Below are 26,551 nucleotides of genomic sequence, written 5' to 3'. Positions count from 1 at the left end.
ATGATCTTTGTCTATACGCTCGAAGAAGATTACCTGATGGCGAGCGCCGCACTTGCAGGCGCTGAACTGCCGGCAAACACCGTTTGGGTTGACCTCCTCAACCCGACGCACGAGGAAGATCATCACGTTGAAAGCTGGATGAAGGCGTCGATCCCGACCCGTGACGACATGCATGAGATCGAGGAATCGAGCCGCTTCTACGCCGAGAACGGTGCGCAATATCTGACAGCTCCGGTCCTGTACTCCACAGGCGAAAACAGCCATGGCATCGGCCCGATTTCCTTCATCCTGACGGGTCAGCGCCTGGTTACGGTTCGTTATACCGAACCGAAATCGTTCAACCTCTACATCAGCCGCGCGACAAAGCCGGGCAACGGCCTGATCAACGAAAAATGCACGGGCGTCAGCATCCTTCTCGGCCTTATCGAAGCGGTGACCGATCGTCTCGCCGACATCCTCGAAGACGTTGCCGGCCGAATTGATCTGAACTCGCACGCAATCTTCCGGCGCTCCGAAACCGATAAGCCGATGACCACCAAGAATTTCAGGGACAGCCTCAACCAGATCGGCATAACGGGGGCGTTCCTGTCGAAAGTACGTGAAAGCATCACCGGCGTCAGCCGCCTCCTCGTCTATATGACTGCCTTCACCAACCAGGAGCCCTACAAGAAGGATACGCGCGGCTGGATCAAGTCCCTGGAGCGCGACACGCAATCGCTGAGCACCTATGTAGACTTCCTGTCAAACAAGGTGACGTTCCTGCTCGACACCGTGGTCGGCCTGATCTCGATCGAACAGAACGCCATCATCAAGATTTTTTCGGTCGCGGCCGTTGCCTTCATGCCGCCCACCCTCGTCGCCTCGATCTACGGCATGAATTTCCATCTGATGCCGGAACTCGACTATCGCTGGGGCTATCCAATGGCCCTTTGCATTATGATTGCTTCGGCGGTGGTTCCGCTGCTGATCTTCCGCAAGAAGGGCTGGCTGTAGAGCACCCTACGAAGGTCTTACTTGAAGATTGGCGGTTTTCCGTGTTATAATTTTTGTTATAACATTGGAGCTGAGCCATGAATGTCACGTTACGAAAGATCGGCAATTCCGAAGGCGTGATCCTGCCAAAGGACGTTCTCGACCGCCACAACCTCAAGGCAGGCGATCAACTCGTTCTGACTGAAGACGCCGATGGCCTTACTCTTCGGGCTTTGCACGATGATCCCGAAGCGTTTGAGAAAAAAATGCAGATCGCACGCGAGCGTATGAAGAAGTACGAGACCGCCTATCGCGCTCTCGCCAAATGATCGAGTTCCATTCTCGCGAATTCGTGGAGTCGCTTCACGCGGAGCAACTGCGCCTGCATGGCGGCGCTCCGGGTGTGCGCGACGTCGGAATGCTTGAATCAGCTATAAATCGGCCGCTGCAGAAGGAAGCTTACGGCGACCCCGATCTTTGCGAGCTTGCCGCGGCCTATCTCTATGGCATCGTCAAAAATCATCCGTTCATTGACGGCAACAAACGCACCGGATTCGCGGCAGCCGACCTTTTTCTCGTTTTCAATGGGTTCAGTATCGAAGCACCGGCTGAGGACATCATCCAACTGGTTTTAAGTGTCGCCGCCGGCGAAATCGACGAGACCGGCGCGGCGATGTTTTTCCGCGACCACATAGAAGCGATCTAAAGTTCAATGATTTGAGTCGGCTGGCTTGGGTGTCTTCAGTTGTGATTCAACTTCAGGTCGAGACGGCTATTTTCGTGATTTCCCATTCGTGACCGTTCAACTCGAACGTATCGCCGACTGATTTTCCGAACATCACCTTCGCCATCGGCGCCACGTGCGAGATCTTGCCGTGGCTGGCGTCGACCTCATCCTCACCGACAATCTGCCAGGTCTGGGTCTTTCCAGCATCATCGGCGATTGTTACGCTCATGCCGAAACGCACAACATCACTCTTCGGATCGGGATGCGAGACTTCGGCCGTTTCGCGGCGTGCTGTCCAGTAGCGCAGGTCGCGCGACGCCCGGGCGATCAACTCGCGATCCGCTTCCGCGTTGCCCTTGGCCAATTCCTCGTGCAGCGCGGCGATCTCGGCATCGATCATGGCGAGGCCGCGTTCGGTTACGAGATTGCGATGCGGACTGATCGGACGTTCGCCAAAATCAATCGAGGCATTGCTGTCGTCCTGTTTGGTAAAAGCACTGCTCATTACTCCAAAGTAGGGATTGCCCGCCTCAACAGCAAGTGCAATCCTTCGATGTATCCAGACCCTCGCTCTATTCTGCCTGCAACGCCAAGGAACAATCATGATCAGCAGACGACTTGTCCTCGCCGGTCTGACCGGGGTCGCCTTGAACCACGGCTTCCAGCAGGTTGCGCAAGCAGCATCCAACGCGTCTGCGCCACTCAACGCCGTCGATTACGGTCTTCAACCGGGATCGACACAGGATCAAACGGCGAAATTCAACGCGCTTCTCGAGAGCGCAAGCGCCAAAGGCAATCAGGTTTTCCTGCCGGCCGGGACCTATATCGTTTCCGCCGTCCTATGCCCGTCCTATGTCAATATTCTCGGCGTGACCGGCCAAAGCCGCATCGTCTATGCGGGCAAGAGCGGCTTCGTCCAGGCCAGCGACTCCAAGCTGATCCAGTTCACCGGCCTCGTTTTTGACGGCAACGGAAAGCCGCTCGGCGACAAGGTGAAGGGGCTCATCGAGGCCAACAATGTCAGCACCTTGTTGATCCGCGATTGCACGATCGTCGGATCGGCGCAGAACGGGCTTTCGCTCTTTCAATCGGGCGGCGCAATCGACGGCAACCGGATCTCGGGCGTAGCCGACGCCGCGATATTTGCCGCCAATTCTGCGGGCCTTGCGATCACCCGCAACACGATCAGCGATTGCGGCAATGGCGGCATCCTTGTTCATCGCTACGACAAGGGCCGCGACGGTACCATCATCAGCGGCAATCGCGTGCAGAAGATCCGGGCCGATTCCGGCGGAACGGGCCAGAACGGCAATGGCATCAATGTCTACAAGGCAGACAATGTCATCGTCGCAGACAATGTCGTCAGTGACTGCGCCTTCACGGCCGTGCGCGGCAACAGCGCCGGAAACATCCAGATCACTGGCAACAATTGCACGGCAAGCGGCGAGACGGCGATCTATTCCGAGTTTGCATTCGAGGGCGCCATCATCGCCAACAATATCGTCGACGGCGCCGCCAATGGCATATCGATCGTGAACTTCGACGATGGCGGACGCCTCGGTACCTGCACCGGCAATATCGTACGGAATCTGTCAGTGAAGGGCCCATACGCAGGCACGTTCGGCATCGGAATTTCGGCGGAAGCGGACAGTACCATTACGGGAAATCTTGTTGAGGGCGCGCCGACATACGGCCTCCAGCTCGGTTGGGGACCTTACATGCGCAATCTCGTTGCCAGCAGCAACATCATCCGCAATTCCGGCGAAGGCATCTATGTAACGGTCGTCGATGGGGTTGGACCGGCCATCATCACCGACAATATCATTCAGGGTGCAGCCAAAGGCGCGATTGTCGGCCACAAGTGGGAAGAGGTTGCGATGAAGGATCTCACCCAGAAGGGCTCGGCCTATCCCAACCTCGTCGTCGAGCGAAATATCGTCAGTTGATTTCCGCCTCGGTCAGTTCTTCCGTCGGGCTGATGACCCCATAGGTGATGCCGTTCCAGTTACGCATTTCGCGATCGGCAAACCTGTCGAGCTTCGACTCAAGCTCCGCTTCATTGCGGAAAATACGCGCCAGGACCGTCGCAATCATTGCCTCGGAAGCGCGCGTCGCGCCATCGTCGCACTTGACGGCGATTCCGAGCCCAAGCTCGGGGACGGCACCGACAAATACACCCTCCGCGCCCGTCTTCACGAATATGCGGCCCGGCGCCATTTCCATGAGCTCGGTGCAGGCGCGGTGTGTGCCGGCCACATAGAAGGGAGCGGCCATCGCCGCGTCCATCAGGCGCCGCGCCGCCTTCGCGCGCGCTGGCGCGAGGTCGGTCCCCGTCGCCATGCGCGCAAAGCCATGCGCGAGGTTCTTCAGGGGAATAGCATAAGTCGGTATGGAGCAGCCGTCGGTGCCGCAATAGTCCAGCGTGTGGGGAGCGCCGGTAACGCTTTCCATCGCTTCACGCACCATATCCTGTTCGGGCGAGCCCAGCGCCGAGTAGCCGCGCGTCTCGACGCCAAGGTGTCGGCAGGTGCAAAGAAACCCCGCATGCTTACCCGAACAATTGTTGTGAAGCGCTGTCGGTTCCTGCCCACTCTTCGCCAGCGCAATGAGCACCGGCTGCTGTGTCGGCCAATGGGCGCCGCATTCGAGCGCCGAAACATCAAGGCCGGCTCGTGCCAACATGTCGGCTGCCCGGCTCACATGCTGGGGCTCGCCGGAATGCGATGCGCATGCCATGGCAAGCTCCTCATTGCCGAAACCATAAGCATCGGCTGCGCCGCTTTCGACAAGCGGCAGCGCCTGGATCGCCTTGATCGCGGAGCGCGGAAATGTCGGGCGCTCGATATCTCCGAGCGAATAGACGATCTTGCCGTCGCCATCGGTAACAACCACCGAGCCGCGATGACGGCTTTCGACCGTTTCACCGCGGAAAACCTCAACGAGAACCGGATTAGTCATGGGAGATCATCTTTCAATTGGGTCGAAAATCTTACGCCTTGCCGATTTATAGGCCGTCCCGCCATCGATACCAAGCTCGCCAAGCGGAATCATTTCATAGGGTTGGCGCGCGAAGCTGAAAGGTTGAATCAGCGCCTTCAAGCGCCGATTCAACCTGTGGCCGAACCTATTTGATCCGTTCGAGAACGGAAACGTAATTGGCGACCGCTGCACCGCCCATGTTGAAGATGCCGCCAAGCTTTGCGCCGGGGACCTGGATGCCGCCTGCTTCGCCGGTGAGCTGCATCGCCGACAGAACGTGCATCGACACGCCACTTGCACCAATCGGATGCCCCTTCGCCTTGAGTCCCCCTGACGGATTGACCGGAAGGCGCCCGTCCATGGCAGTCTCGCCCTCGAGCGCGACCTTGGCGCCCTCGCCCGGTTTCGCCAGACCCATCGCTTCATATTCGATTAGTTCGGCAATCGTGAAGCAGTCATGAGTCTCGACGAAGGAGAGATCGTCGATTGTAATACCGGCCTGCGCCAAGGCGCGCTTCCATCCTAACGCGCATCCTTCAAATGAGAGGATGTCACGCTTCGAGATGGGCAGGAAGTCCTGAACATGCTGGGCGGCACGGAATGCCACGGCGCGCTGCATTTTGAGTGCGGTCTCGGTATCGGTGAGGATAAGTGCCGCGGCGCCGTCGGAGACGAGCGAACAATCGGTGCGCTTGAGCGGGCCTGCCACGAATGGGTTCTTTTCGCTCTCCTGCCGGCAGAATTCATAACCGAGATCCTTGCGCATCTGCGCATAGGGATTGCCGACGCCGTTCTTGTGATTCTTCGCGGCGATCATGGCCAGCGCATCGGACTGGTCGCCATATTTCTGGAAATAGGCGGCGGCAATCTGGCCGAAAACGCCGGCAAAACCCGCGGGGATATCGCCTTCCTCGGGAAGGTACGATGCTTTCAGCAGATTTTTGCCGATCTCCGGGCCGGGTGTCGAGGTCATCTTCTCGACGCCGACGACGAGCACAACCTTGGCCGCTCCCGCGCGAATGGTCTTGATCCCCTGATGAACTGCCGCCGATCCGGTGGCGCAGGCATTTTCCACGCGGGTCGCGGGCTTGAAACGCAGCGCATCGCTGGCCTGGAGGACGAGGCTGGCCGTGAAATCCTGCGGCGAGAACCCCGCGTTGAAATGCCCGAGCACGATCTCGTCGACATCCTCGGGACCGATCCCGGCATGCTCGAGCGCTCCGATCGCGGCCTTGACGATCAGGCTTTCGACCGTTTCACCCTCGAGTTTTCCAAACGGCAAATGCGCCCATCCGACGATGCAGGCTGTCATCTTGTTTCCTCCACAAATATCATGGCCATTGACCTAACCACGATCAGACTCTTGTTCAAGGTGCATGCCCGTCGTGGCGAACAAGACCGCCCAAACTCGTGCTCTTAATCGTACTCCTTTCCGTACACCGGCGCAGAGATTTTTATTGATTGACCAGTCAATCAAGAATAGATTTGCGGGAAACAGGGTGCCGGGCAATGCCGAAATTAGGAATGGAACCGTTGCGTAAACGCGAGTTGATCGATGCTGCGATCCGCACCATCGGCCAACGCGGCTCGCTTGATGTGACTGTTGCGGAGATCGCCCACGAAGCCGGTGTTTCAGCGGCGCTGGCGCATCACTATTTCGGCGGCAAGGAACAGTTGATCCTGGCAACCATGCGGCATCTCCTGAAGGAACTCGGCAACGATCTGCGCAATGCGCTGCACAAGGCGCCAACAGCCGCTGGGCGCGTTGCGGCGGTCATCGCAGTCAACTTTTCGGCCTCGCAATTCGCACCGGAGACGGTGGCAGCGTGGCTGACATTCTATGTTCATGCACAAAAATCCGATGAAACGCGCCGTCTCCTGCGCATCTATGCGAGGCGCACCCATTCGAACCTGGCCTATGCGCTCGGACAAATGACCGATCGGGCGACGGCAGCGCAGATCGCCGAAGGGGCAGGCGCAATGATCGACGGCCTCTATATCCGCCATGCGCTGCGCAATGGCGCACATGAGGCGGCGTCGGCCATCGCCCTCGTCGAAGATTACGTGAATATCAAACTCGCAGCCGCCGGAGCACTGCAATGACAAGGCCCAACATTCTCATCATCGTCGTCGATCAACTGAACGGCACGCTTTTTCCGGATGGCCCGGCGCCTTTCATCCACGCGCCGCATCTGAAGGCACTTGCCAGGCGTTCAGCCCGATTTGCAAAAACCTATACGGCCTCGCCGCTTTGCGCCCCGGCGCGGGCATCGCTGATGTCGGGCCAACTGCCTTCGCGCACGCGGGTTTACGACAACGCTGCTGAATTCGCTTCGGACATTCCGACCTACGCGCACCATTTGCGCCGTGCCGGCTACTACACCGGCCTTTCTGGCAAGATGCATTTTGTTGGGCCGGACCAGCTTCATGGTTTCGAAGAGCGGCTGACAACCGATATTTATCCTGCCGATTTCGGCTGGACGCCTGACTATCGCAAGCCCGGCGAGCGGATCGACTGGTGGTATCACAATCTCGGATCGGTGACCGGCGCCGGCGTTGCCGAGATCACCAACCAGATGGAATATGACGACGAGGTTGCGTTCCACGCCCGGCAGAAGCTCTACCAGCTTTCGCGCGAAGCCGATGATCATGCACGGCGCCCCTGGTGCCTGACTATTTCCTTCACGCATCCGCACGACCCCTATGTCGCCCGCCGCAAATATTGGGACCTCTACGAAGGTTCGGAAGCCCTCGACCCCTCTGTCGGCGAGATTGGTTTTGCCGATCAGGACCCGCATTCGCAGCGTCTGCTCAAGGCCTGCGACTACGAGGCCTTCGACATTACGGCCGATCAGGTACGCAAAGCGCGCCAGGGCTACCTCGCCAATATTTCCTACATCGACGACAAGGTCGGCGAGATTCACGACGTTCTGCAGACGACCCGGATGCTTGACGATACGATCATCGTCTTCACCTCGGATCACGGCGACATGCTCGGCGAGCGCGGCCTGTGGTTCAAGATGAACTTCTTCGAAGGCTCGGCACGCGTGCCGCTTATGATCGCTGGCAAGGGCATCGAAGCGCGGCTTATCGAAGCGCCCGTATCGACACTGGATATCACGCCGACGCTGGCAGCACTTGGCGGTGTCGATATTGCCGAAGTCTTGCCCTGGACCGATGGTGAGGACCTTGGCCCGCTCATGCGCGGCGATGGGGCGCGCAAATCACCTGTGCTTATGGAATATGCGGCTGAAGGCTCCAATGCACCGCTCGTTGCGCTGCGCGACGGCAAATACAAGTTCGTCCACTGCGAGATCGACCCGCCGCAACTCTTTGATCTTGAATCGGATCCGCATGAACTCAACAATCTTGCGGGCGATCCCGGTCACGCTGGAGCAGTCGCGGATTTCACGGCAAAGGCTCGTGCGCGCTGGGATATGGCCGCCTTCGATGCAGCGGTGCGCGAAAGCCAGGCGCGGCGCTGGGTGGTCTACGAAGCATTGCGCAACGGCTCGTATTACCCCTGGGACTATCAACCGCTGCAAAAAGCCTCCGAGCGCTACATGCGCAATCATATGGATTTGAACGTTCTGGAAGAGAATGCCCGCTATCCGCGTGGCGAGTGAGACCGGGCATGGAAGCAGATTTCGTCATCATAGGTTCGGGTTCCGCCGGCTCCGCCATGGCCTACCGCCTGTCGGAAGACGGCAAGCATTCGGTAATCGTTATCGAATATGGCGGCACCGATATCGGGCCGTTCATTCAGATGCCGGCCGCGCTTTCCTTCCCGATGAACATGAGCACCTATGATTGGGGTTTCAGCTCCGAACCCGAGCCGCACCTCGGCGGCCGCAGGCTGGTCACGCCGCGTGGCAAGGTCATCGGTGGATCGTCGTCGATCAACGGCATGGTCTATGTGCGCGGCCACGCCCACGACTTCGATCACTGGGCCGAGACCGGCGCCGCCGGCTGGTCCTATGCCGATGTGCTGCCCTACTTCAAGCGGATGGAGAATTCGCATGGCGGCGAGGCAGGATGGCGCGGCACGGACGGCCCGCTGAACGTGCAGCGCGGGCGCCGTGACAATCCCCTGTTTCACGCCTTCGTGGAGGCAGGCAAGGAAGCAGGCTTCGAAGTCACCGACGACTATAACGGCTCGAAGCAGGAAGGCTTCGGGGCGATGGAGCAAACGATCTACAAGGGCCGGCGCTGGTCGACGGCGAACGCCTATCTGCGCCCTGCCCTCAAGCGCCAGAATGTAAGCCTGATCAATGGGTTCGCGCGCCGCGTGATCATCGAGAATCAGCGCGCGACCGGCGTCGAGATAGCGCGGCGCGGCAAAACCGAAACTATCCGGGCGCGGCGCGAAGTGATCATTGCCGCCTCTTCCATCAACTCTCCCAAACTGCTCATGCTGTCCGGCATCGGTCCGGCCGCGCATCTCAAGGCGCACGGCATCGATATTGTCGCTGACCGCGCGGGTGTCGGCCAGAACCTGCAGGACCACCTCGAAGTCTATATCCAGCAGGAAAGCCTTAAGCCGATAACGCTCAATTCCAAACTCGGGCTTGTTTCCAAGGCGATGATCGGCGCCGAGTGGCTGTTCTTCAAGAGCGGGCATGGTGCGACAAACCATTTTGAATCCGCAGCCTTCGTGCGGTCGAAACCCGGTATCGATTATCCGGATATCCAGTACCATTTCCTGCCCGCCGCGATCCGCTACGACGGCAAGGCGGCTGCCAAGGGCCATGGCTTCCAGGCCCACGTCGGACCCATGCGCTCGAAGTCGCGCGGCAGCGTAACGCTGGCCTCATCGGATCCGTTCGAAAAGCCGAAGATCGTCTTTAACTACATGTCGCATCCGGACGACTGGAGCGACTTTCGCCATGCTGTGCGGCTGACCCGCGAGATTTTCGGCCAGTCCGCACTTACCCCTTATCGTGGCCGCGAAATTTCCCCGGGCTCGCACGTGCAATCGGATGATGAAATCGACGATTTCCTGCGCGAACATGCCGAGAGCGCCTTTCACCCCTGCGGTACCTGCAAGATGGGCGCGACCAGTGACCCGACCGCCGTGGTCGATCCGCAATGTCGTGTAATCGGGGTGGAGGGACTCCGCGTTGCCGACTCGTCGATTTTTCCGCGCGTGACCAACGGCAATCTCAACGGTCCATCGATCATGACCGGCGAAAAGGCTTCGGACCATATTCTCGGTCGCGATCCACTGCCCCGTTCCAACCAGGAGCCCTGGATCAATCCGCGCTGGCAGGTGAGTGACCGGTAAGGTATCCATACGCATTCAAAGGAGAGCACCCATGCGCGCGCAGCCCAAGGCATCGCATTTCATCAACGGCCGGTTTGTCGAGGACAAGGCGGGCAAGCCGCTTGATGTGATCTACCCGGCTACCGGCGAGACCATTGCCAGGCTTTTCGGCGCAACGCCTGCCCTCATCAATGAGGCGGTTCAGGCGGCAGCCGCGGCGCAGCCCGCCTGGGCCGCGCTGAAACCGGTAGAGCGTGGCCGGATCCTGCGCCGCGCCGCCGATATCCTGCGCGCCCGCAATGCCGAAATCGCTGAACTTGAAACGCTCGATACAGGCAAGGCCATTCAGGAAACGCTGGTCGCCGATCCGGCCTCGGCCGCCGATGCACTCGAATTCTACGGCGGCATCATTGCCGGTTTCAATGGCGAGATGATCGAGCTTGGCGGCTCCTACGCCTATACGAGGCGCGAAGCTCTCGGCGTCTGCGTCGGCATCGGCGCCTGGAACTACCCTATCCAGGGCGCGGGCTGGAAATCGGCACCGGCTCTCGCAGCGGGCAATGCCATGATCTTCAAGCCTTCGGAAAACACGCCGCTTTCTGCTCTGGCGCTCGCGGAAATCTACAAGGAAGCCGGCCTGCCTGACGGCCTGTTCAACGTTGTCCAGGGTTTTGGCGATGTCGGGTCGCAATTGGTCGACCATCCGCTCGTCGCCAAGGTATCGCTGACGGGCTCCGTGCCGACCGGCAAGCGGGTCCTTGCCCAGGCAGGTTCGCACATGAAGCATGCGACGATGGAGCTCGGCGGCAAGTCCCCGCTCATCATCTTTGACGATGCCGACGTGGAGAATGCCGTCGGCGGTGCGCTTCTCGGCAATTTCTATTCGACCGGCCAGGTCTGCTCCAACGGTACACGTGTTTTCGTCCAGGGCGGTATCAAGGATCGCTTCCTGGAGCGCCTGACAACCCGCACGAAAGCTATCCGCCTCGGCGACCCGCTCGATCCTGAGATCCACCTTGGACCGCTCGTCAACGCGGCGCAGCGCGACATGGTCGTGTCCTACATCGAAAAGGGCAAGGCAGAAGGGGCGACGCTCCATTACGGCGGCGGCGTACCGCAGATGCAAGGGTTTGAAGGCGGCTGCTTCGTCGAGCCGACCATCTTTACCAATGTGACCGACGATATGATCATTGCCCGTGAGGAGATATTCGGGCCGGTCATGGCCGTTCTCGATTTCAAGGACGAGGATGAGGTCATCAAGCGCGCCAACGACACGGAATTTGGACTATCGGCTGGCGTGTTCACGCAGGATCTTGCGCGAGCGCATCGGGTCATCAGCCAGATGAAAGCCGGCACCTGCTGGATCAATACATATAATCTGGCGCCGGTGGAAATGCCTTTCGGCGGGTTCAAACAGTCCGGCGTCGGGCGTGAGAATGGCCTCGCCGCGCTCTACCACTACAGCCAGATCAAATCGGTCTATGTGGAGACAGGGAAGGTCGAAAGCCCTTACTGATCGACCGAATACCCGTTACTTGCCGACATAATCCACGTATTGCGTGAGCGCGCAGACGAGGTGATAGAAGATCGAGGCGGGAACGTCTTCCGCCTTGGCGCGGCCGGTCTCGTCGATGAGATCGATCCACAGCCCCCTCGGCGCCGGTTCGATGTGCCAGCGGAACAGCCGGCCCACACGCGCCTCGATCTCCGGCTTCAAGTTCGGGCCGCCATTGCCGTCGAGCGCGATAGCCGCCTTCACGGCTTCAGTCTGCGGCCAACTGCGTGAATTGGTGTCGAGCGGCAGGCCATGGCGCGACACGGCGCCATAGGCAAGGCCCGTCGCCCGGTTGAGGCCGTTGGCAATGGCCGAGGAATAGAGCTTGCGAGCAAAGCGGACGAGATCCTTTTGCCCGGATGCGGCGGCGAAATTGACGAGCAGCGAAGCCCATTCGAAATGGTGGCCGGGTTCGGTCCACTCGCCTTCCTCGCCGGGCGCCCGCTCCCAATCATTGGTAAAGTACTCGCCGAGCGTCCAGGTTTCCGCGTCGAACATGTGGTGGCGGAAAAGGTCAACGATGCGCGCCGCCCGTTGCAGATAGTCGCGATTGCCGGTGGCGTTATACCAGGCCAGAAACGCTTCGAGCAGGTGCATGTGCGGGTTGGAGCGGCGCAGGCCCTTGCCGTCCGGGGTCTCCAGAAAGCCGGTCAGGCGCGCATCGGCGAGATATTCGTCGATGAAGGCAAAGGTTTCGGTACCGAGCGCGAGCGCTCCCGAATGGCCAGCCTTATGCGCATGCGCAAGCGCCAGCAGGACGAAGGACTGGTCATAGGCGTCTTCCGTGGCATCGAGCACGCTGCCGTCCGGGTTGAAGGTCTTGACCCAGCCGCCGCGGTCGGTACGGCCGTTCCTGGCGATGAAATCGATGCCGTGATCGATCAGCGCCGCTGCCGGGCCGTCCCAGCCCATCTCGTGGGCGACGGCAAATGCATAAATCTGCCTGCCGATGGTGCGCATGCGTTTCGGCTTGGCAACCGGCGTCGCCTCGAAGGACAGCGCCTCGTGAAATCCGCCGAAACGCTCATCAACACCAACGGTCGACCACAGCGGCAGCGTCTCGCTGAACAGCCAGTGGCGCACGCGGTTGGCATAGGCGCCGACCTGTGGAAGGCGGTCTTGCGAAGGGGTGAACTTGGTTTCGAGCCGTCCCGACTTTTCCAGTTGCTCGACGATCTTGCGCACGTTCTGGCTTTCGCTGACCGGGGCGACGAAGGTTGCATCCGCCGTCGCCACAACAGCGGTGTCGCGCAAGCCCACGACAGAAAGCAGCCCGCCTTCGCTGCGCAGATAGCTGTGCTCGCAGTCGATGGCGACAACATCACCAACGATGACGTTGCCGTTGGCGTCGACCGAACCGACATCGAGCAGCGACTGCCAGGAGCCGAGGTCGTTCCAGCGGAAGGTCGCCGGGACGAGCGCGATACCCGAAGCCCGTTCCATGATGGCGTAGTCGACGGAAATCGACGGCACGTCCGCATAAAGCTCATAGGGAAGATAGGTGCCGGAAACATTGGTGTCGGCAGCATCGAGCGCGGCGACGGCCTTGTCCCATATCTCCGCAGCGTGCGCTTTGAAGGCTGCACGCATGGCGCTGGCACGGAAAAGAAAAATGCCGGCATTCCAAAGAAAATTGCCCGATTCCAGATAGTCCCTGGCCTTGGCTTCGTTGGGCTTTTCGACAAAGCGCACGACATCGCGGGTGCCCTCGCCCGTCGCCCCCACCTCGATATAGCCGAAACCGGTCTCGGGACGGTCCGGCTTGATGCCGAATACAACGATCCGTCCGGCCTTTGCCGCGGCAACGCCGGCTTCAACCGTGTTCCAGAAATCGCGATCGGTGGTGATCTCATGGTCGGAAGGCACGACGAGCACAAGGTCGTCGCCATGCTCCCGCAAGGTCACTTCGGTGGCAAGCACCACGGCCGAGGCAGTGTTGCGGCCCATCGGCTCGAGGATCGGCCGCCCACCCGCGAGGTCGACGCCGGCAAGATCATGCTGGATGCGCGCGGCGTGTCGTTCAGAGGCGAGAAGATAGACAGGTACGGCTGTGTCGTCTGCCCGCGCGCTCATGCGCCGGACCGTTCGCAACAACATCGAGCCCTGACCCGAGAGATTGTGGAACTGCTTCGGAAAATCCTCGCGCGACAGCGGCCATAGCCGCGAACCAACACCGCCGCTCATGACGAAGCTGATGATCTTCTGCTTTTCCGCCGCCATCGAACGCAGCCCCGCACTTTCTACGCATTGAAGACTTGATGCCAATCGATACAGGAGTTTGGAAGGCGATCACAGAGGAAAATAAGGCGTAGGACGCTCGGAAAAAGGTTTCCAGAGCATTATCAAAAAGTGGATAGAAACGACTTGCAGGTACCGAGACCGGACGGTATATACCGCGCGTCACTGGTTACGGAGTGTAGCGCAGCCTGGTAGCGCACCTGCTTCGGGAGCAGGGGGTCGGAGGTTCGAATCCTCTCACTCCGACCAGTTGAATCAGGCCCCGATTTCCATTGTGGCCAGAACAATTCCCTTAACCCCATGAGGTTAGCCCACAGTGGTGTAAATCCATTGCGGCCCAGCTTTGCTAAAATGGCGTGATCAATAAGGGGTTATTGATGTGAACGACGCTACTCTTATACTGCTTTCCATCTTTACGGTCATTGGTGCATATCTGTTCTACGTGCCTCCACTGTAGACCAAGCGGCCGGCATCCGCGAATGTTTGCGCGCTCTAAAATATGAGCCGCGGAACAGCCTCGATCAATGCGCGCGTGGTCTCGGCTTTCGGCGCTTTGAGCACCGTCTCCGTATCGCCGCTTTCGACGATTCGCCCTTCGTCCAGCACGATCAAGCGCTCGGCGAAAGCGCGGACGACGGCAAGGTCGTGCGATATGAAAATATAGGCAACGCCGGTTTGCTCCTTCAGATCCAGGAGCAGGTTAAGGATCTGGGCACGCACGGAAACATCGAGCGCGGATACGGGCTCGTCCAGAACGATCAGTTCCGGCTTCGTCATAATTGCCCTTGCTATCGCCACTCTTTGCCGCTGGCCGCCCGAAAGCTGACGTGGCGGACGATCGATCAAATCCGTGCCGAGTCCGACGCGCTCCAGTGCTGCGCCGATCGTCGCGGTATAGTCGCCGGGGTTGGCGAGCCCATGCAGGCGCAACGGGTCCTCAAGAATATCGCGGACGGTGGCGCGTGGATTGAAAGCCGCGAGCGGATCCTGGAATACCATCTGGAATCGGCTGCGACGCCGGCGCAGACGCTCGCCGCGCAAGGCGGTAATATCCTGCCCGGCCAGATGGATCGAACCCTTGTCCGGGTCGGCAAGGCGCATGATAAGGCGCGCGAGCGTGGTCTTACCTGAACCCGAAGCACCAGCCACGGCCAGCGTTTCGCCCGGAGCGAGCACAAAACTGATATCCCGCAGGCCAGCCGCGCCCCGATCGGCGAAGCGTTTGCTGATATTTTTGACTTCGAGGACCGGAGCGGACGACGTCATTCGAGACCTGCCGTATCGATTTCGGCAAGGCGCTTTCTACGTGGTGTATCGAGCGAAATGTGCGTGTCGACAAGCGCACGCGTATAGGGGTGGCGGGGCGCGCCGAGCACGCCTGCCGCAGGACCGAACTCCACGAGCCTTCCCCGATAGAGCACGCCGATCTTGTCGGCGCGCTCCGATGCCAGCGCGATATCGTGCGTGACGAAGATGAGCGTCAGCCCATTGTCCCTGACGAGCCGATCGAGCAGATTGACAATGTGTCGCTGTACGACGGTATCAAGCGCGCTTGTCGGCTCATCGGCGATGAGCAGCGAAGGATTGCCCGCAAGTGCGATGGCAAGGGCGATACGTTGCTTCTGCCCCCCAGAAAATTCGTGCGGATAGCTGTTAAGCCGTGTGAGAGGACGTGAAACCTGGACTGCGCCCAGCAATTCGGCGGCGCGGACCCGGGCCGCAATCCAGCCAATCCCCTGGTGGATCATCGCAACTTCAGCGATCTGGTCACCCACATTCATCACCGGGTCAAGACTGCCATTGGGATCCTGGAACAGAACACCAATATCCTTGCCCGGTCTTGGCTTGTAGCCAAGCGTGGGAAAATCAACCGACCCTGTCGCCCTTGCCCCCTCGGGCAGAAGCCCGGCGACCGCCATTGCCAGCGTGGATTTCCCGGAACCGCTTTCGCCGATGAGCGCGAGCCTTTCACCTTGGCTCACCTCGAGCGAGATATCTTCAAGACCAACGGCCGCGCCATAACGCACGCCGAGGCCCGCTATATGCAAATAGGGCTTGCTCATGCCTGCAGCCTTTCTGAGCGCGACAAGCCACGACCGAGCAAATGAACGGCAAGGACAGTAACGACAAGCGCAATTCCCGGGACGATGGAAAGGTATGGCGCGGAGCGAAGAACGGTGCGCCCTTCCGCGATCATGCTCCCCCAGGTCACCCGATTGGGGTCGCCGAAGCCGAGGAACGACAGGGCCGCCTCGATGAGGATGGCGGCGGCGACGGAAATAGCGGCAAGCGATGCTGTCGGCCCGAAGGCATTGGGCAGAATTTCACGAAAGGCAATCTCGAGCGGATGCATGCCAAGCGCGCGCGCCGCCGCGACAAAGTCGCGTTCGCGCAGCGACAGAACCTCGGCACGGGTGACGCGAGCCGCTTGCGTCCAGGTGCCGAGGCTGATTGCAAAGATGAGCGTCGGCACGCTGGGCCCGGTAACACTGATGGCGGCAAGCGCCAGCAGAAAGCCGGGAACGGTCTGGAAAGCCTCGGTGATCCGCATCAGGATCGCATCGGCGATGCCGCCGAGAAAACCCGCCAACGTGCCGACGACGCTGCCAACGATGAGTGCCGCGGCGGCCGAAAAGAAGGCGACAAGCAGCGTGGTGCGGGTCCCGTGCAAGAGACCGGCGAGCACGTCGCGTCCGAGCCGATCGGTCCCGAGCGGATGCACTGCGTCGGCGAAGGGGTGAAGCAATGGTTCGCCGCTGATCGCCAAGGGATCCCCCGGCGCGAGGATGGGCGCCAGCAGCGCCACGAGGATAAGCGCCGTCAGGATTGCCGCCCCGATCCGCCCTTCCCCGTTGAGATTGCGCCAGGCATTCATCGGCCGGTTCTCACGCGCGGATCGAGCTTGCCATAGGCCAGATCGACCAGAAGATTGGCGATTATGACGGTGATGGCGCTGCAAAGAATAATCCCGAGCAGCAGCGGTGTATCGCGCCGCGCCACCGCTTCGGCGGCGAGGCGGCCAAAGCCTGGAATGGCGAAGACGCTTTCGACGACGACGCTGCCACCGAGCATGGCCGCCGCCTGAAGCCCAAGCATGGTGACGACCGGCAGCACCGCGTTGCGGGCGACATGGCGCCAGACGATACGCCAATGGCCGATGCCGCGCGCCCGCAGCGACTGCACAAATGGCTCATGCCAGATTTCGCCCATGCGATCGCGCATGAGGCGCAAATAGAGGGCGAGGTAGACCATGGCGAGCGAGGTAACGGGCAGGATCAGGTGCGCGCCAATATCGCCGAGACGGGTGAACCCCGACTTGCCGGAAGCAATCGACTCGATGCCGCCGACAGGCAGCCAGCGCAGATCGACCGCGAAAATCACGATCAGCACCAAACCCAGCCAAAAACCCGGAACGGCATAAATCGCTAGCGAGGTGACCGAAAGAAATCGGTCGCGTAGCGAACCGGGACTGGCGCCGGCAATCACGCCCAGCAAGGATCCAAGGAAAAATGCCAGCGTCGTGGCAAGGGTCATCAACAGCAGCGTAATGGGCAGCCGCTCGAGGATCACCGAGCCGACAGGCCGCTGATATGCGGTGGACCAGCCGAGATCTCCCTGGGCGAGCGCGGTGGCGTAGGCCTTGAAACGGTAGGCAGGGCCCTTGTCGAGCCCCCACTCCTGGCGCAATTGCGCCAACTGCTCGGCGTCGAGCGTGCCGGAGCGCGCGACGTAAGAATCGACCGCATCACCCGATGCCGCTTCAAGCAGCAGAAAACTGCCGACGAGAACGATCGCCAGGACAGGAAGAGCGCCGAGCAGACGTTTCAGCAACAGGGAAACGAGAGGCGGCAAGATTACTCCGGTCGGGCGACGTGTGCGATTGATTCCAGCACTAGGCTAGAGGTTTTGCCATTGAAATTGAAGCGGTTCCTGTGGCTGTTATGGCTTCACCCAGACGTTCGACCAGTTGGAAACTGCCCAGCGCGGATTGTCCGACACGTTTTGCACCGAGTCGCGCGCTACCGTGATGAACGAGAATTCGGCGACATTGATCAACGGCAGATCGTCGGCAGCTTTCTTCTGGAGTTCCTTGTAGAGCCCTGCCCGCTTGTCTGCATCGATGGTCGAGGCAGCATCCTTGATCAGCCTGTCGATTTCGGCATTGGCATAGCCGTACTGGTTGGAGAAGGGAACGCCGGCCGGCAGACCGCTCTCAAACAGGATCGTCGTCGAGATTGCGGGATCTGAGCGGTAGACGGGCGTCGCCACCGTAATATCGAAGTCATGGTCTGTATAAACCGCCTTCAGGTGGGCTGGCGTGTCGTTGCTGACAATCTGGGCATCAATGCCGATCTTGGCCAGAGCCTGGCGAAGATAATCGCCGAACTGCTTGGTTTCGTTGAAGAACGGCGCCGGCAACAGTTTGAGGGTGAAGCGGTTGCCATCAGCGCCGCGCTTGTAGCCGGCTTCATCAAGCAGCGCCTCGGCCTTCGCCGGATCGAAAGCATATTTTGTGACATCGGGTTCAAAGAACGTCTTGTCGTAGGCGGGTACGGGTCCTGATGACGATTTCGCATAGCCAAGAAAGATCGTTTTCACCACAAAGTCGTGGTCGATGGCATGGGCGATTGCCTGGCGTACCTTGAGGTCAGCGAGTTCCTTGCGGCGATGGTTTATTTCCACGATGAGCTGATAAGTCAGGCCTTCATAGCCGTTGGCATAGACCTTGAGACCCGGCACCTTCGAAATCCGGTCGAGGTCGGCAAGCGGAACCGCGGAAAAAGCTGCAAGCTGAATCTGTTCGGCCTCGAGCGCATTGCCGGCGGCAGCACGATCGGGAAGGAACTGATAGACGATTTCGTCGAGCAGCGGCTCGTCCTTCTGCCAATAGGCGTCGTTGCGCTTGAGGAGATAATACTCGCCCGGCTTGTACTCGCCGAACTTGAACGGTCCCGTGCCGACCAATTGCTGATTGGCGGGATTCTTGGCGATGTCCGTGCCTTCGTAGATATGTTTCGGCACCACGGAAGTCACGACCGGCAAGGCGTTGCGAATGAGCTGGAACGGTGTCGGCTGCGAAAACTTCAGTATCGCCGTGTGGTCATCAGGCGTATCGACGCTGTCGAGGTTCTTGAACACCACGCGGCCGAGATTCTGCAATTTCTTCCAGACTTCGAGCGCGGAGAATGCGACGTCGGCAGAGGTAAACGGCTTGCCATCATGCCAGGTCACGCCCTCGCGCAGTTTGAATGTCGCCGACAATCCGTCGGGTGACCCCTCCCATGACGTCGCGAGGCGCGGCGAAAGCCCGTCCTTGCCCTCGTAGGATTGCTCGGCGAGCGGCTCGATGACCTTGCTGGCAACGAAGAACACGCCGTTCGATGCAACGATAGCCGGGTTGAGATTGGCCGGTTCGCTATCACCGGCGACGATCAGACGGCCACCCTTGACCGGCTGCTCCGCCGCCCACCCCCTGCCGCCGAAAGCGGCGATAGCACCGGCACTGGCGGTCGCAGCAAGAAATGCGCGTCGATTGAGGATAATACGGGACATTGGTAACCTCTCGGGCTCAAGTGGAAGTTCGATTTGACAGGATTTCGTCGAGGGCCTTGACGGCGGCGCGGGCAAAAGAAGGTTCGGCGGAGGCGCCCATATGGCCGACGCGCAGTACCTTGCCGGCGGTTTCGCCGCGGCCGAGCGAAACTAGAATACCGTGATCATCGAGCAGCCGGTCGCGCACGGCGGCATCGCTCCAGCCCTCGGGCACGCGAAATGCGGTCGTCGTCGGCGCGCACCATTCTTCGCGCTTAGGCCAAAGCTGGACACCGATTTGCCTTAAGCCATCGCGCATTATAGCCGCTGTCCGCGCATGGCGGGCCCAGACATTTTCGGCGCCTTCGCTGAAATAGCGATCGAGCGCGGCGTCGAGGCCGTATATCTCCGAGATCGACGGCGTCACGGGGAAGCTTCGCCCGGGCTCCGACGCGTCCTTCCAGCCAAGGAGACTGAGGAACGAGCCGCGCGGCGCGTCCCTGTTCGTTTCCATCTTTTGCCAGGCACGCTCGCTTACCGAAATGAGGCTTAAGCCCGGCGAAGCGCCGAGACACTTCGATGGCGAGGTGATGAAAATATCCGCATGTACGGCGTCGGGATGGACATCAAGGCCGGCAAAGGAAGAAACGGCATCGACAATGAGGTAGGCCCCGTGTTCAGCGACGACCTTGCCGATCTCGGCCAACGGATTGAGCGTACCGGATGGCGTATCGTGGTGACAGACCGAAACGACCGTGATCTCCGGCCGGCGCCGCAGGACCTGGCGAACCGCCTCGGCATCGATCACTTCGTCAAATGGAACGGCAAGCTCGACAACCTCCTTGCCATAACGCGCCGCCCAGGCGGCAAAGCCTTTGCCGTAGACGCCGGATACGAGGTTGAGGACGACGTCGCTCTTTCCGATCAGCGCCGCGGCGGCCGCCTCGATACCGAGGATCGCCTCGCCCTGCATGATGACTGGCGCGAGCCGGGTCCGCATGGCCCTGCGCAGTTTATCGATGACATCGGCATAGTAGGTCTGGAATGCGGGGTGATAATCGTAAATTACCGGCCGACCCATTGCCTGGAGCACCTCGGGGTAAACCGGGACAGGCCCGGTCGTCAGCATCATTGGCGGAATGGGAAGCCTGGATTGCACTGCCGAACTTGTCCCGTCCTCATCGATGCTCTGTCGCCGACGCAGACCATATTCTGCCGAATGCCGGAAACCAAGGAAAACTCTTTCAAACCTTGGCCGTTCGGCAATGCGAATATTTCGAAGCTTCGAACCCGGGCCTCGGCTCTCAAGGAACTTTCTGGCGCAGGCTTCATTTGTTCGCCATAGTAAACCCCTGGCCCAGGCAAGAAACAGGACGGCATCATGAGCAAATATGTCTTGATCGGTTCGGAAGGATGTGGATCGGTGATCGTCGAACTCGCCATGCGCGAAGCCCAGGCAGAGTTCGAACTCGAAGAAATCCCCTACCTCGAACCCGGACCGGACCGGGACCGTCTGCTCGAACTCAACCCGCTTGGTCAGGTTCCGACGCTTATCATGCCAGACGGCAGCGTTATGACCGAGAGCGCGGCGATCATCCTCCACCTCGCGGATGCCTTCCCCGACCAACGCTACGTGCCCTCATCCAGCGATCCGCAGCGTCCGGCGTTCCTCCGCTGGCTGCTGTACATCAACAGCGAGATTTATCCGACGACAACGTTCGCCGACGATCCCGACCGCTGGAAAATATCCGAGACAAGAAGCCAGGAATACAAGGATGCCATCGATCAATACCGGATGGAGTTGTGGGCAAATGTCGAGCAGGTCGCCGACGATCCCTATTTTCTCGGCGAAAGGCTTTCGGCGATCGACTTTTACATTGCGGTGATGCGCCATTGGCGGCCGGGCAAGAATGCCTTCGCCAAGGCGTTGCCCAAGCTCAACACCATTGCCGACAATGTCTCCCGCCTTCCCCAGTTCGAATCGATCCTGAAGCGGAATTTCCCTGATTCCTGACAAGGAAAAGCTTCAATCCTCGAATTCGGCCCAGGTAGGCGCGTGGTCGCTTGCATTGGCCAAGCTCCGCGCGTCGCGGTTGACGCCCGCATCCGTTACCCGTTCATAGGCCGCGGGCGATGCCATCAGCATATCCAGCCGCAGACCCGCATCGCGATCCCATGCATTGCGCATATAGTGCCAGAATGAATACATCGGCTCGTCCGGATAAAGCGAGCGTACGACGTCGACCCACCCTTGCTCCACCAACTTGGCGAATGCCTCCCTGCTCTCCGGTTGCAGCAAGGCATTGTCCATCCACGGGCGCGTATTGTAGATATCGAAATCGGTCGGAACCACGTTGAAGTCACCCGCGAGGATGACCGGTATGTCCATTTCGAGAAGTTCCGCCGCGTATTGGTGCAGGCGCTTGAACCAGGCGAGCTTGTATTGAAATTTCGGCCCGGGTTGCGGATTGCCGTTCGGCAAATAGATCGACGCGATCAGAACGCCGTTCACCGCTGCCTCGATGTAGCGGCTTTGCACATCCTCGGGGTCACCCGGCAGCCGGTCACGCGTGAGGATCGGCTTGGCGCCGCGCGCAAGGATCGCAACGCCGTTCCACGATTTCTGGCCTTTCCAGACCGCTTCATATCCGGCATCGCGCAACGCCTCTGCCGGAAAGCTAGCATCCTCGCACTTCAACTCCTGCAGGCAGACGACATCCGGCGCGGACGTTTCCAACCAATGCAGAAGATTCGACAGTCGCTTGTTGATATTGTTGATATTGTATGTGGCGATCTTCACTGGCGATCCTGGTTGCCCGCTCCCATATGATTTCTACATCATTTCGGAGCGCCGCCAAGCGTTCTTGCCAAGCGAATGCGGAACCTTCGGCGCAGCTTTTTGCTTTTGCATGGAAAGACGTTGTCGAAATCAACCGAGGAGCAGGATATGAATCGCGGCATCACCATCAATCCGCATCCGGAGCCGGTAACGGTCCGGTTCCACGACGTCGTGATAGCGTCGAGCGATCACGCAGTCGAACTGCACGAGCCCGGACATGAGCCGGTCCTTTATTTCCCCTTCGACGACATCTATTTCGTCCATCTCGAAAAGACCGAAACGCACACGGAGTGCCCATGGAAAGGCACCGCGTCCTATTGGCGTGTGCTCGGTCAGGGCGAGGCCTCGGACGATGCCATGTGGTCCTATGAGGATCCTAAGCCGGAGGTCGCGGCCATCCGCGGTTATGGCGCGTTCGATCAGAGGAAAGTCAGGTTCGAATAGGCGCCGTTTGGAACCTTGGCGCCTACCCTTCGTTAGGAAGTATTCCCACCGAAAACGAGGATGGTACCATGGCCACGGAAAACAATTTCGTCACCGACCGGGGTAATGGCGGTGAAATCCATCAGCATGTGCCCGAGAAAGGCCCGCATGGAGCCGAGGGGCACCTCACCACCAACCAGGGCATTCACGTCAGCGACAACCAGAACAGCTTGCGGTCCGGGGAACGCGGACCGACCCTGCTCGAAGACTTCGTCCTGCGTGAGAAGATTTTCCACTTCGACCACGAGCGCATCCCCGAGCGCATTGTCCACGCGCGCGGATCGGCGGCACATGGCTATTTCGAGCTCTACGAATCCCTTGCCGACATCACCAAGGCCGACCTCTTTCAGCGCAAGGGCGAGAAGACGCCGGTGTTTACCCGTTTCTCCACCGTGGCTGGAGGTGCGGGATCGGTCGATACACCGCGTGACGTGCGCGGGTTCGCAGTCAAGTTCTATACCAAGGAAGGGAACTGGGACCTCGTTGGCAACAACATCCCGATCTTCTTCATCCAGGACGCGATCAAATTTCCCGACCTCGTTCATGCTGTGAAGATGGAGGCCGATCGCGCGTTCCCGCAGGCAGGCAGCGCCCACGATACGTTCTGGGACTGGGCCTCGCTCATGCCCGAAACGACGCACATGCTGATGTGGGCCATGTCAGACCGGACCATCCCCCGGTCTTTCCGCACCATCGAGGGCTTCGGCATCCACACCTTCCGTCTCGTCAATGCCAAGGGCGAATCCACCTTTGTCAAATTCCATTGGAAGCCCAAGCTCGGTTTGCAATCGACCGTGTGGGACGAGGCCCTTAAGTTGCAAGCGGCGGACAATGACTATCACCGGCGCGATCTGTGGGAAGCAATCGAATCCGGAAATTTCCCCGAATGGGAACTTGGCCTGCAGCTTTTCGACGAGAAGTTCGCCGATGCCCAGCCCTACGATGTGCTTGACCCGACCAAGATCATTCCTGAAGAAGTCATTCCGGTGCGCAGGGTTGGACGGCTCGTCCTCGATCGCAACCCTGACAACTTCTTCGCCGAGACCGAACAGGTCGCCTATTGCCCGGCGAACATCGTCCCGGGTGTCGATTTTACCAACGATCCGCTGCTCCAGGGCAGGCTCTTCAGCTATCTCGACACCCAAAAATCACGGCTTGGCACAGCCAACTTCCATCAGCTTCCGATCAATGCGCCGAAATGCCCGGTGATGAATTTCCAGCGCGACGGCCAGATGCAGATGAATGTTCCGAAAGGACGCGCCAACTACGAACCCAACAGCCTTGCCGCGCATGGCGAGGACGGCGGGCCGCGCGAATGTCCGGTCACCGGGTTCACGACTGCTGAAGGCCGGACCGGTCAAGCGGAAACCGGGGGCAAATTGCGGATACGTGCGGAACTCTTCGCCGATCACTACAGCCAGGCAAGATTGTTCTGGCGCTCGCAGCAGCCTTCCGAACAGGCCCACATCGCTTCGTCCTTCGTGTTCGAGCTCTCGAAAGTCACACTTGCGCAAGTACCGCCCCGCATGGTCGCAAATTTGCGCAACGTTGACGAGGATCTCGCCAAGCGCGTGGCAAACGGGCTTGGCATCGAATTGCCGGCAAAGTCGGAGGCCGCGCGCGCGCCGCTCGACATGGAGCCCTCGCCTGCTCTCAGCATCCACGGAAACATGAAACCCACGCTTGACGGACGTTCGGTCGGTATCCTGATCGATGACGGCACCGATGCCGCGGCGCTCGGCGCGCTAACCAATGCAGTCAAGCAGGCAGGCGCCAAACCTGTCATCGTCGCGCCAAAGATCGGCGGCGCCAAACTGGCCAATGGCGATATAATGAAAGCCGATGGTCAATTGCTCGGTACGCCGTCGCAATTGTTCGACGCCGTCGCCGTTATCGTCTCCGCCGATGCTGCCGGCAGGCTGGCGAATGAAGGAGCGGCAAAACAGTGGGTGATGGACGCCTTCGGCCATCTCAAGGCGATCGGCTATGCCGCCTCCTCCAGGGCTTTGCTCGACGCCGCCGGCATCAAGGACGATGCCGGTGTCGTGCCAGTCGACAAAGGCTTCACCGATGCCGCGACCAAGCGCTATTGGGACCGCGAACCGAAACTGAGGATGCTCGCCTAGGCGCAAGCCAGTGGAGGCGGAAGCGCATTGACAATTTGTTTCCCCTCTGCACGATCCTCTCCACCGTCATGCTCGGGCTAGGTCCCGGATAGATTACCCGTGCAGGCTCCTTGGTTGTAAATGCCACACCTACCTGTGGGTCAATCGGGACATAGGCCGAGAATGACGGTGGGGTGGATAGGGGCCAAGGCGCTGACGTTACCCTTTCCGTGGCGAGGAACAAGCCTCAAGGTGCAACGGTGGAGCTTTATCTGACATGGGAAGACATCGCCATTCGCCTCGGCCTGACCGTCGTGGCTGGTGCGATCATCGGGTTTAACCGGGAGGCCAGCGGCCACGCTGCCGGCCTGCGGACCACGCTCCTTGTCGGCCTTGCCGCCTGCATGGCGATGATACAGGCCAATCTGCTTCTATCTACAGTCGGCAAGGCGTCTGATTCCTTCGTCAATATCGACGTGATGCGCTTACCGCTCGGTATACTCACCGGCGTCGGCTTCATCGGCGGCGGCGCGATCTTCAAGCGCGGCGACCTCGTCAGCGGGGTAACCACTGCGGCGACGTTGTGGATCATGACGGCGATCGGGCTCGCTTTCGGCAGTGGCCTCATCGAACTGGCATGCGTTGCGACCGCCCTTGTCTATTTGATCCTTTGGGCGATGAAACTTATCGATATCCGGATCTCGCGTGAGCGAAAGGCTTTTCTTACGATCGTGCGCGAGGACGGCGAAACGCCGCGCACATTCGAGCAGGAACTCGCATCCATCGGCTATCGCGCGCGCTTCATGAAACAATATCGCCGGCCTGACAGTAACCACGTGACGGTTACCTATGAAGTGCGCTGGCACAGGCCGGAGATAGCCGGGCCGCCGCTCGATCTGATCGAGTTCGTCGAAAAAAGGTACACGATCGAACTGTTCGACACGATCCTCGACTCCGATCGCGGCTGAGCGCTAGGGCTCAAGCGGGATGACATCGACGGACTGCTTGCCTTCCTGCGAACCGCTTGTCTTCAAGATGCCGACGATCGGCGACACATCGGCGTAGTCGCGGCCATAGCCGATGGTGATGTGGTCATTGCCGGCAACCATGTTGTTGGTCGGGTCGAACTCCTGCCAGCCGGCTTCGCGGCCGCACCAGGCCCGTACCCAAGCGTGCATCGCGTCGGCGCCCTCGAGCCGCTCCTCGCCCGGTGCCGGTATGGTGCGCAAGAAACCGCTGACATAGCCGGCCGGGATGCCGAGTCCGCGCAATCCGGCGATCATCACATGGCTGAAATCCTGACAGACCCCGGCCTTGAGATCGAATGCCTGCCGCGCCGACGTGCGCACGTCTGTCGCCTCCCCGTCATAGGTGAAGTCCTTGTAAATGCGGTGGTTGAGGCTGTTCACGACCTCCATCACCGTGCGCGCCTCGGCAAGGCTCTCCGCCGCATAGGCGGTGATCTGCGGATCGATCGCGGCATAATCGGTCGAGTTCAGAAAGTGATGCGGCGCGTCCGCGGCGATTGACCGGACGCTCCTTATTTCCTTCTGAAGGCCAGCCATGTCCGGCGATACATCGAGCATTGTCGGCGGACGTGTGACATTTACCCGCGCCGTCATCGTCACATCGAGCGTCTCGTGCGGATTGCGGTAGGCTATCGATGTTACGGTGTTGGCGAAGAAATCGGTAAACTCGGATCGTTCGGCCGCAGACGGGTCGAAGGACAGGCTTGAGGCGATCACCCGCTGGATGCCCGGCATCGTCTGCGGCATGACTCGAATATGGTGACGCCCGCCGGCGGCGGAGCGCTCATAATCATAGTGGAGATGCAGGCGGATATTGTAGAGCATCGGTC

At 59.9% G+C, this 26,551-nt stretch carries 24 protein-coding genes and 1 tRNA gene; 13 read left to right on the top strand and 12 right to left on the bottom strand.

The features are described from left to right. The 3 genes from AC1DNI_RS06615 to AC1DNI_RS06605 all read left to right on the top strand — a co-directional run bounded on the left by AC1DNI_RS06615 (position 1) and on the right by AC1DNI_RS06605 (position 1,678). Positions 1-993, top strand: a complete 993-nt coding sequence (locus AC1DNI_RS06615) for a magnesium transporter CorA family protein (RefSeq protein WP_153667909.1) — start codon at positions 1-3, stop codon at positions 991-993. Between the two features lie 77 nt (positions 994-1,070). Then, on the top strand, positions 1,071-1,301 hold the full coding sequence (locus AC1DNI_RS06610) for an AbrB/MazE/SpoVT family DNA-binding domain-containing protein (RefSeq protein WP_027229999.1): 231 nt from the start codon (positions 1,071-1,073) through the stop codon (positions 1,299-1,301). Then, positions 1,298-1,678 (top strand): type II toxin-antitoxin system death-on-curing family toxin, encoded by a 381-nt coding sequence (locus AC1DNI_RS06605; protein ID WP_477691257.1) that lies wholly within the window; start codon positions 1,298-1,300, stop codon positions 1,676-1,678. The genes AC1DNI_RS06610 and AC1DNI_RS06605 overlap by 4 nt, the downstream gene beginning before the upstream one ends. Before the next feature lie 52 nt (positions 1,679-1,730). On the opposite strand, the gene AC1DNI_RS06600 is transcribed toward AC1DNI_RS06605, so the two are convergent. After that, the gene (locus tag AC1DNI_RS06600; RefSeq protein ID WP_477691256.1) at positions 1,731-2,204 is read right to left on the bottom strand and encodes a GreA/GreB family elongation factor; all 474 of its coding nucleotides are present in this window, start codon (positions 2,202-2,204) and stop codon (positions 1,731-1,733) included. Between the two features lie 97 nt (positions 2,205-2,301). Here AC1DNI_RS06600 and AC1DNI_RS06595 point away from each other — a divergent pair, with 97 nt between their 5' ends. Beyond that, on the top strand, positions 2,302-3,645 hold the full coding sequence (locus AC1DNI_RS06595; protein ID WP_477691255.1) for a TIGR03808 family TAT-translocated repetitive protein: 1,344 nt from the start codon (positions 2,302-2,304) through the stop codon (positions 3,643-3,645). Here AC1DNI_RS06595 and AC1DNI_RS06590 read toward each other — a convergent pair. Together AC1DNI_RS06590 and AC1DNI_RS06585 are read right to left on the bottom strand one after the other, a co-directional pair. Continuing rightward, the gene (locus AC1DNI_RS06590) at positions 3,638-4,657 is read right to left on the bottom strand and encodes an asparaginase (protein ID WP_477691254.1); all 1,020 of its coding nucleotides are present in this window, start codon (positions 4,655-4,657) and stop codon (positions 3,638-3,640) included. The two genes, AC1DNI_RS06595 and AC1DNI_RS06590, sit on opposite strands and share 8 nt — an antisense overlap. Positions 4,658-4,823: 166 nt before the next feature. Further along, complete coding sequence (locus tag AC1DNI_RS06585) at positions 4,824-5,990, bottom strand: acetyl-CoA acetyltransferase (protein ID WP_477691253.1); 1,167 nt, start codon at positions 5,988-5,990, stop codon at positions 4,824-4,826. Between the two features lie 197 nt (positions 5,991-6,187). Here AC1DNI_RS06585 and betI point away from each other — a divergent pair, with 197 nt between their 5' ends. The 4 genes from betI to betB are packed head-to-tail and all read left to right on the top strand — an operon-like array spanning position 6,188 to position 11,457. Then, positions 6,188-6,781 (top strand): transcriptional regulator BetI, encoded by a 594-nt coding sequence (gene betI, locus AC1DNI_RS06580; protein ID WP_091919343.1) that lies wholly within the window; start codon positions 6,188-6,190, stop codon positions 6,779-6,781. Beyond that, positions 6,778-8,304: a choline-sulfatase gene (gene betC / locus AC1DNI_RS06575; protein ID WP_477691252.1), complete on the top strand. Its 1,527-nt coding sequence runs from the start codon at positions 6,778-6,780 to the stop codon at positions 8,302-8,304. Before betI ends, betC begins: the two co-directional genes overlap by 4 nt. 8 nt (positions 8,305-8,312) lie before the next feature. Beyond that, positions 8,313-9,962 carry a choline dehydrogenase gene (gene betA, locus AC1DNI_RS06570; RefSeq protein WP_477691251.1) on the top strand — a complete coding sequence of 550 codons (1,650 nt, stop codon included), beginning with the start codon at positions 8,313-8,315 and terminating at the stop codon, positions 9,960-9,962. 31 nt (positions 9,963-9,993) lie between these two features. After that, positions 9,994-11,457, top strand: a complete 1,464-nt coding sequence (gene betB, locus AC1DNI_RS06565) for a betaine-aldehyde dehydrogenase (protein WP_477691250.1) — start codon at positions 9,994-9,996, stop codon at positions 11,455-11,457. A 15-nt stretch (positions 11,458-11,472) separates the two neighbouring features. Here the strand turns inward: betB and AC1DNI_RS06560 are convergent, their stop codons facing one another. Beyond that, entirely contained in the window at positions 11,473-13,716 is a 2,244-nt protein-coding gene (locus AC1DNI_RS06560; RefSeq protein WP_477691249.1) for an AGE family epimerase/isomerase, read from the bottom strand. 190 nt (positions 13,717-13,906) lie between these two features. Here AC1DNI_RS06560 and AC1DNI_RS06555 point away from each other — a divergent pair. After that, a tRNA-Pro gene (locus tag AC1DNI_RS06555) sits at positions 13,907-13,983 on the top strand. Between the two features lie 243 nt (positions 13,984-14,226). Here AC1DNI_RS06555 and AC1DNI_RS06550 read toward each other — a convergent pair. The 6 genes from AC1DNI_RS06550 to ppaT all read right to left on the bottom strand — a co-directional run bounded on the left by AC1DNI_RS06550 (position 14,227) and on the right by ppaT (position 20,425). Continuing rightward, positions 14,227-15,000: an ABC transporter ATP-binding protein gene (locus tag AC1DNI_RS06550; RefSeq protein ID WP_477691248.1), complete on the bottom strand. Its 774-nt coding sequence runs from the start codon at positions 14,998-15,000 to the stop codon at positions 14,227-14,229. Continuing rightward, the gene (locus tag AC1DNI_RS06545) at positions 14,997-15,797 is read right to left on the bottom strand and encodes an ABC transporter ATP-binding protein (RefSeq protein WP_477691247.1); all 801 of its coding nucleotides are present in this window, start codon (positions 15,795-15,797) and stop codon (positions 14,997-14,999) included. Before AC1DNI_RS06545 ends, AC1DNI_RS06550 begins: the two co-directional genes overlap by 4 nt. Next, the gene (locus AC1DNI_RS06540; protein WP_477691246.1) at positions 15,794-16,609 is read right to left on the bottom strand and encodes an ABC transporter permease; all 816 of its coding nucleotides are present in this window, start codon (positions 16,607-16,609) and stop codon (positions 15,794-15,796) included. The genes AC1DNI_RS06545 and AC1DNI_RS06540 overlap by 4 nt, the downstream gene beginning before the upstream one ends. Continuing rightward, on the bottom strand, positions 16,606-17,586 hold the full coding sequence (locus AC1DNI_RS06535) for an ABC transporter permease (protein WP_477691245.1): 981 nt from the start codon (positions 17,584-17,586) through the stop codon (positions 16,606-16,608). The genes AC1DNI_RS06540 and AC1DNI_RS06535 overlap by 4 nt, the downstream gene beginning before the upstream one ends. Before the next feature lie 87 nt (positions 17,587-17,673). Further along, complete coding sequence (locus AC1DNI_RS06530) at positions 17,674-19,287, bottom strand: ABC transporter substrate-binding protein (RefSeq protein WP_477691244.1); 1,614 nt, start codon at positions 19,285-19,287, stop codon at positions 17,674-17,676. A gap of 16 nt (positions 19,288-19,303) precedes the next feature. Then, positions 19,304-20,425, bottom strand: coding sequence for a pyridoxamine--pyruvate transaminase (gene ppaT / locus AC1DNI_RS06525; RefSeq protein WP_477691243.1), 1,122 nt, complete (start codon positions 20,423-20,425; stop codon positions 19,304-19,306). Positions 20,426-20,647: 222 nt separating this feature from the next. On the opposite strand from ppaT, the gene AC1DNI_RS06520 reads away from it, so the two are divergent. Then, positions 20,648-21,280, top strand: a complete 633-nt coding sequence (locus AC1DNI_RS06520) for a glutathione S-transferase family protein (protein WP_477691242.1) — start codon at positions 20,648-20,650, stop codon at positions 21,278-21,280. Between the two features lie 12 nt (positions 21,281-21,292). Here AC1DNI_RS06520 and xth read toward each other — a convergent pair whose 3' ends face one another. Continuing rightward, positions 21,293-22,066, bottom strand: a complete 774-nt coding sequence (gene xth / locus AC1DNI_RS06515; RefSeq protein ID WP_477691241.1) for an exodeoxyribonuclease III — start codon at positions 22,064-22,066, stop codon at positions 21,293-21,295. 120 nt (positions 22,067-22,186) lie between these two features. On the opposite strand from xth, the gene AC1DNI_RS06510 reads away from it, so the two are divergent. From AC1DNI_RS06510 to AC1DNI_RS06500, 3 genes are all read left to right on the top strand, one after another. Next, a complete protein-coding gene (locus tag AC1DNI_RS06510) occupies positions 22,187-22,549 on the top strand; it encodes a DUF427 domain-containing protein (RefSeq protein ID WP_477691240.1) in 363 nt (120 codons plus the stop codon). A gap of 68 nt (positions 22,550-22,617) precedes the next feature. Next, positions 22,618-24,714, top strand: a complete 2,097-nt coding sequence (locus tag AC1DNI_RS06505) for a catalase (protein WP_477691239.1) — start codon at positions 22,618-22,620, stop codon at positions 24,712-24,714. A gap of 173 nt (positions 24,715-24,887) precedes the next feature. Then, positions 24,888-25,661 carry an MgtC/SapB family protein gene (locus AC1DNI_RS06500; RefSeq protein WP_477691238.1) on the top strand — a complete coding sequence of 258 codons (774 nt, stop codon included), beginning with the start codon at positions 24,888-24,890 and terminating at the stop codon, positions 25,659-25,661. Positions 25,662-25,664: 3 nt separating this feature from the next. Here AC1DNI_RS06500 and AC1DNI_RS06495 read toward each other — a convergent pair whose 3' ends face one another. Continuing rightward, on the bottom strand, positions 25,665-26,546 hold the full coding sequence (locus AC1DNI_RS06495) for a transglutaminase family protein (protein WP_091950041.1): 882 nt from the start codon (positions 26,544-26,546) through the stop codon (positions 25,665-25,667). Positions 26,547-26,551 lie beyond the last annotated feature (5 nt).

This window comes from Phyllobacterium sp. 01N428, from assembly GCF_056399405.1.
The sequence above is the reverse complement of the archived record's forward strand: the minus strand, read 5'-3'. Positions and strand labels throughout refer to the sequence as shown.

Bases quoted from the DNA above. Each gene is read 5' to 3' on its own strand.
- betI (WP_091919343.1), top strand. From the start codon at position 6,188: ATGCCGAAATTAGGAATGGAACCGTTGCGTAAACGCGAGTTGATCGAT.
- AC1DNI_RS06520 (WP_477691242.1), top strand. From the start codon at position 20,648: ATGAGCAAATATGTCTTGATCGGTTCGGAAGGATGTGGATCGGTGATC.
- AC1DNI_RS06505 (WP_477691239.1), top strand. From the start codon at position 22,618: ATGGCCACGGAAAACAATTTCGTCACCGACCGGGGTAATGGCGGTGAA.
- AC1DNI_RS06590 (WP_477691254.1), bottom strand. From the start codon at position 4,657: ATGACTAATCCGGTTCTCGTTGAGGTTTTCCGCGGTGAAACGGTCGAA.
- AC1DNI_RS06615 (WP_153667909.1), top strand. From the start codon at position 1: ATGATCTTTGTCTATACGCTCGAAGAAGATTACCTGATGGCGAGCGCC.
- AC1DNI_RS06595 (WP_477691255.1), top strand. From the start codon at position 2,302: ATGATCAGCAGACGACTTGTCCTCGCCGGTCTGACCGGGGTCGCCTTG.
- AC1DNI_RS06610 (WP_027229999.1), top strand. From the start codon at position 1,071: ATGAATGTCACGTTACGAAAGATCGGCAATTCCGAAGGCGTGATCCTG.
- AC1DNI_RS06550 (WP_477691248.1), bottom strand. From the start codon at position 15,000: ATGACGTCGTCCGCTCCGGTCCTCGAAGTCAAAAATATCAGCAAACGC.
- betB (WP_477691250.1), top strand. From the start codon at position 9,994: ATGCGCGCGCAGCCCAAGGCATCGCATTTCATCAACGGCCGGTTTGTC.
- betC (WP_477691252.1), top strand. From the start codon at position 6,778: ATGACAAGGCCCAACATTCTCATCATCGTCGTCGATCAACTGAACGGC.
- AC1DNI_RS06605 (WP_477691257.1), top strand. From the start codon at position 1,298: ATGATCGAGTTCCATTCTCGCGAATTCGTGGAGTCGCTTCACGCGGAG.
- betA (WP_477691251.1), top strand. From the start codon at position 8,313: ATGGAAGCAGATTTCGTCATCATAGGTTCGGGTTCCGCCGGCTCCGCC.
- AC1DNI_RS06495 (WP_091950041.1), bottom strand. From the start codon at position 26,546: ATGCTCTACAATATCCGCCTGCATCTCCACTATGATTATGAGCGCTCC.
- AC1DNI_RS06540 (WP_477691246.1), bottom strand. From the start codon at position 16,609: ATGAATGCCTGGCGCAATCTCAACGGGGAAGGGCGGATCGGGGCGGCA.
- AC1DNI_RS06600 (WP_477691256.1), bottom strand. From the start codon at position 2,204: ATGAGCAGTGCTTTTACCAAACAGGACGACAGCAATGCCTCGATTGAT.
- AC1DNI_RS06560 (WP_477691249.1), bottom strand. From the start codon at position 13,716: ATGGCGGCGGAAAAGCAGAAGATCATCAGCTTCGTCATGAGCGGCGGT.
- AC1DNI_RS06585 (WP_477691253.1), bottom strand. From the start codon at position 5,990: ATGACAGCCTGCATCGTCGGATGGGCGCATTTGCCGTTTGGAAAACTC.
- AC1DNI_RS06545 (WP_477691247.1), bottom strand. From the start codon at position 15,797: ATGAGCAAGCCCTATTTGCATATAGCGGGCCTCGGCGTGCGTTATGGC.
- AC1DNI_RS06530 (WP_477691244.1), bottom strand. From the start codon at position 19,287: ATGTCCCGTATTATCCTCAATCGACGCGCATTTCTTGCTGCGACCGCC.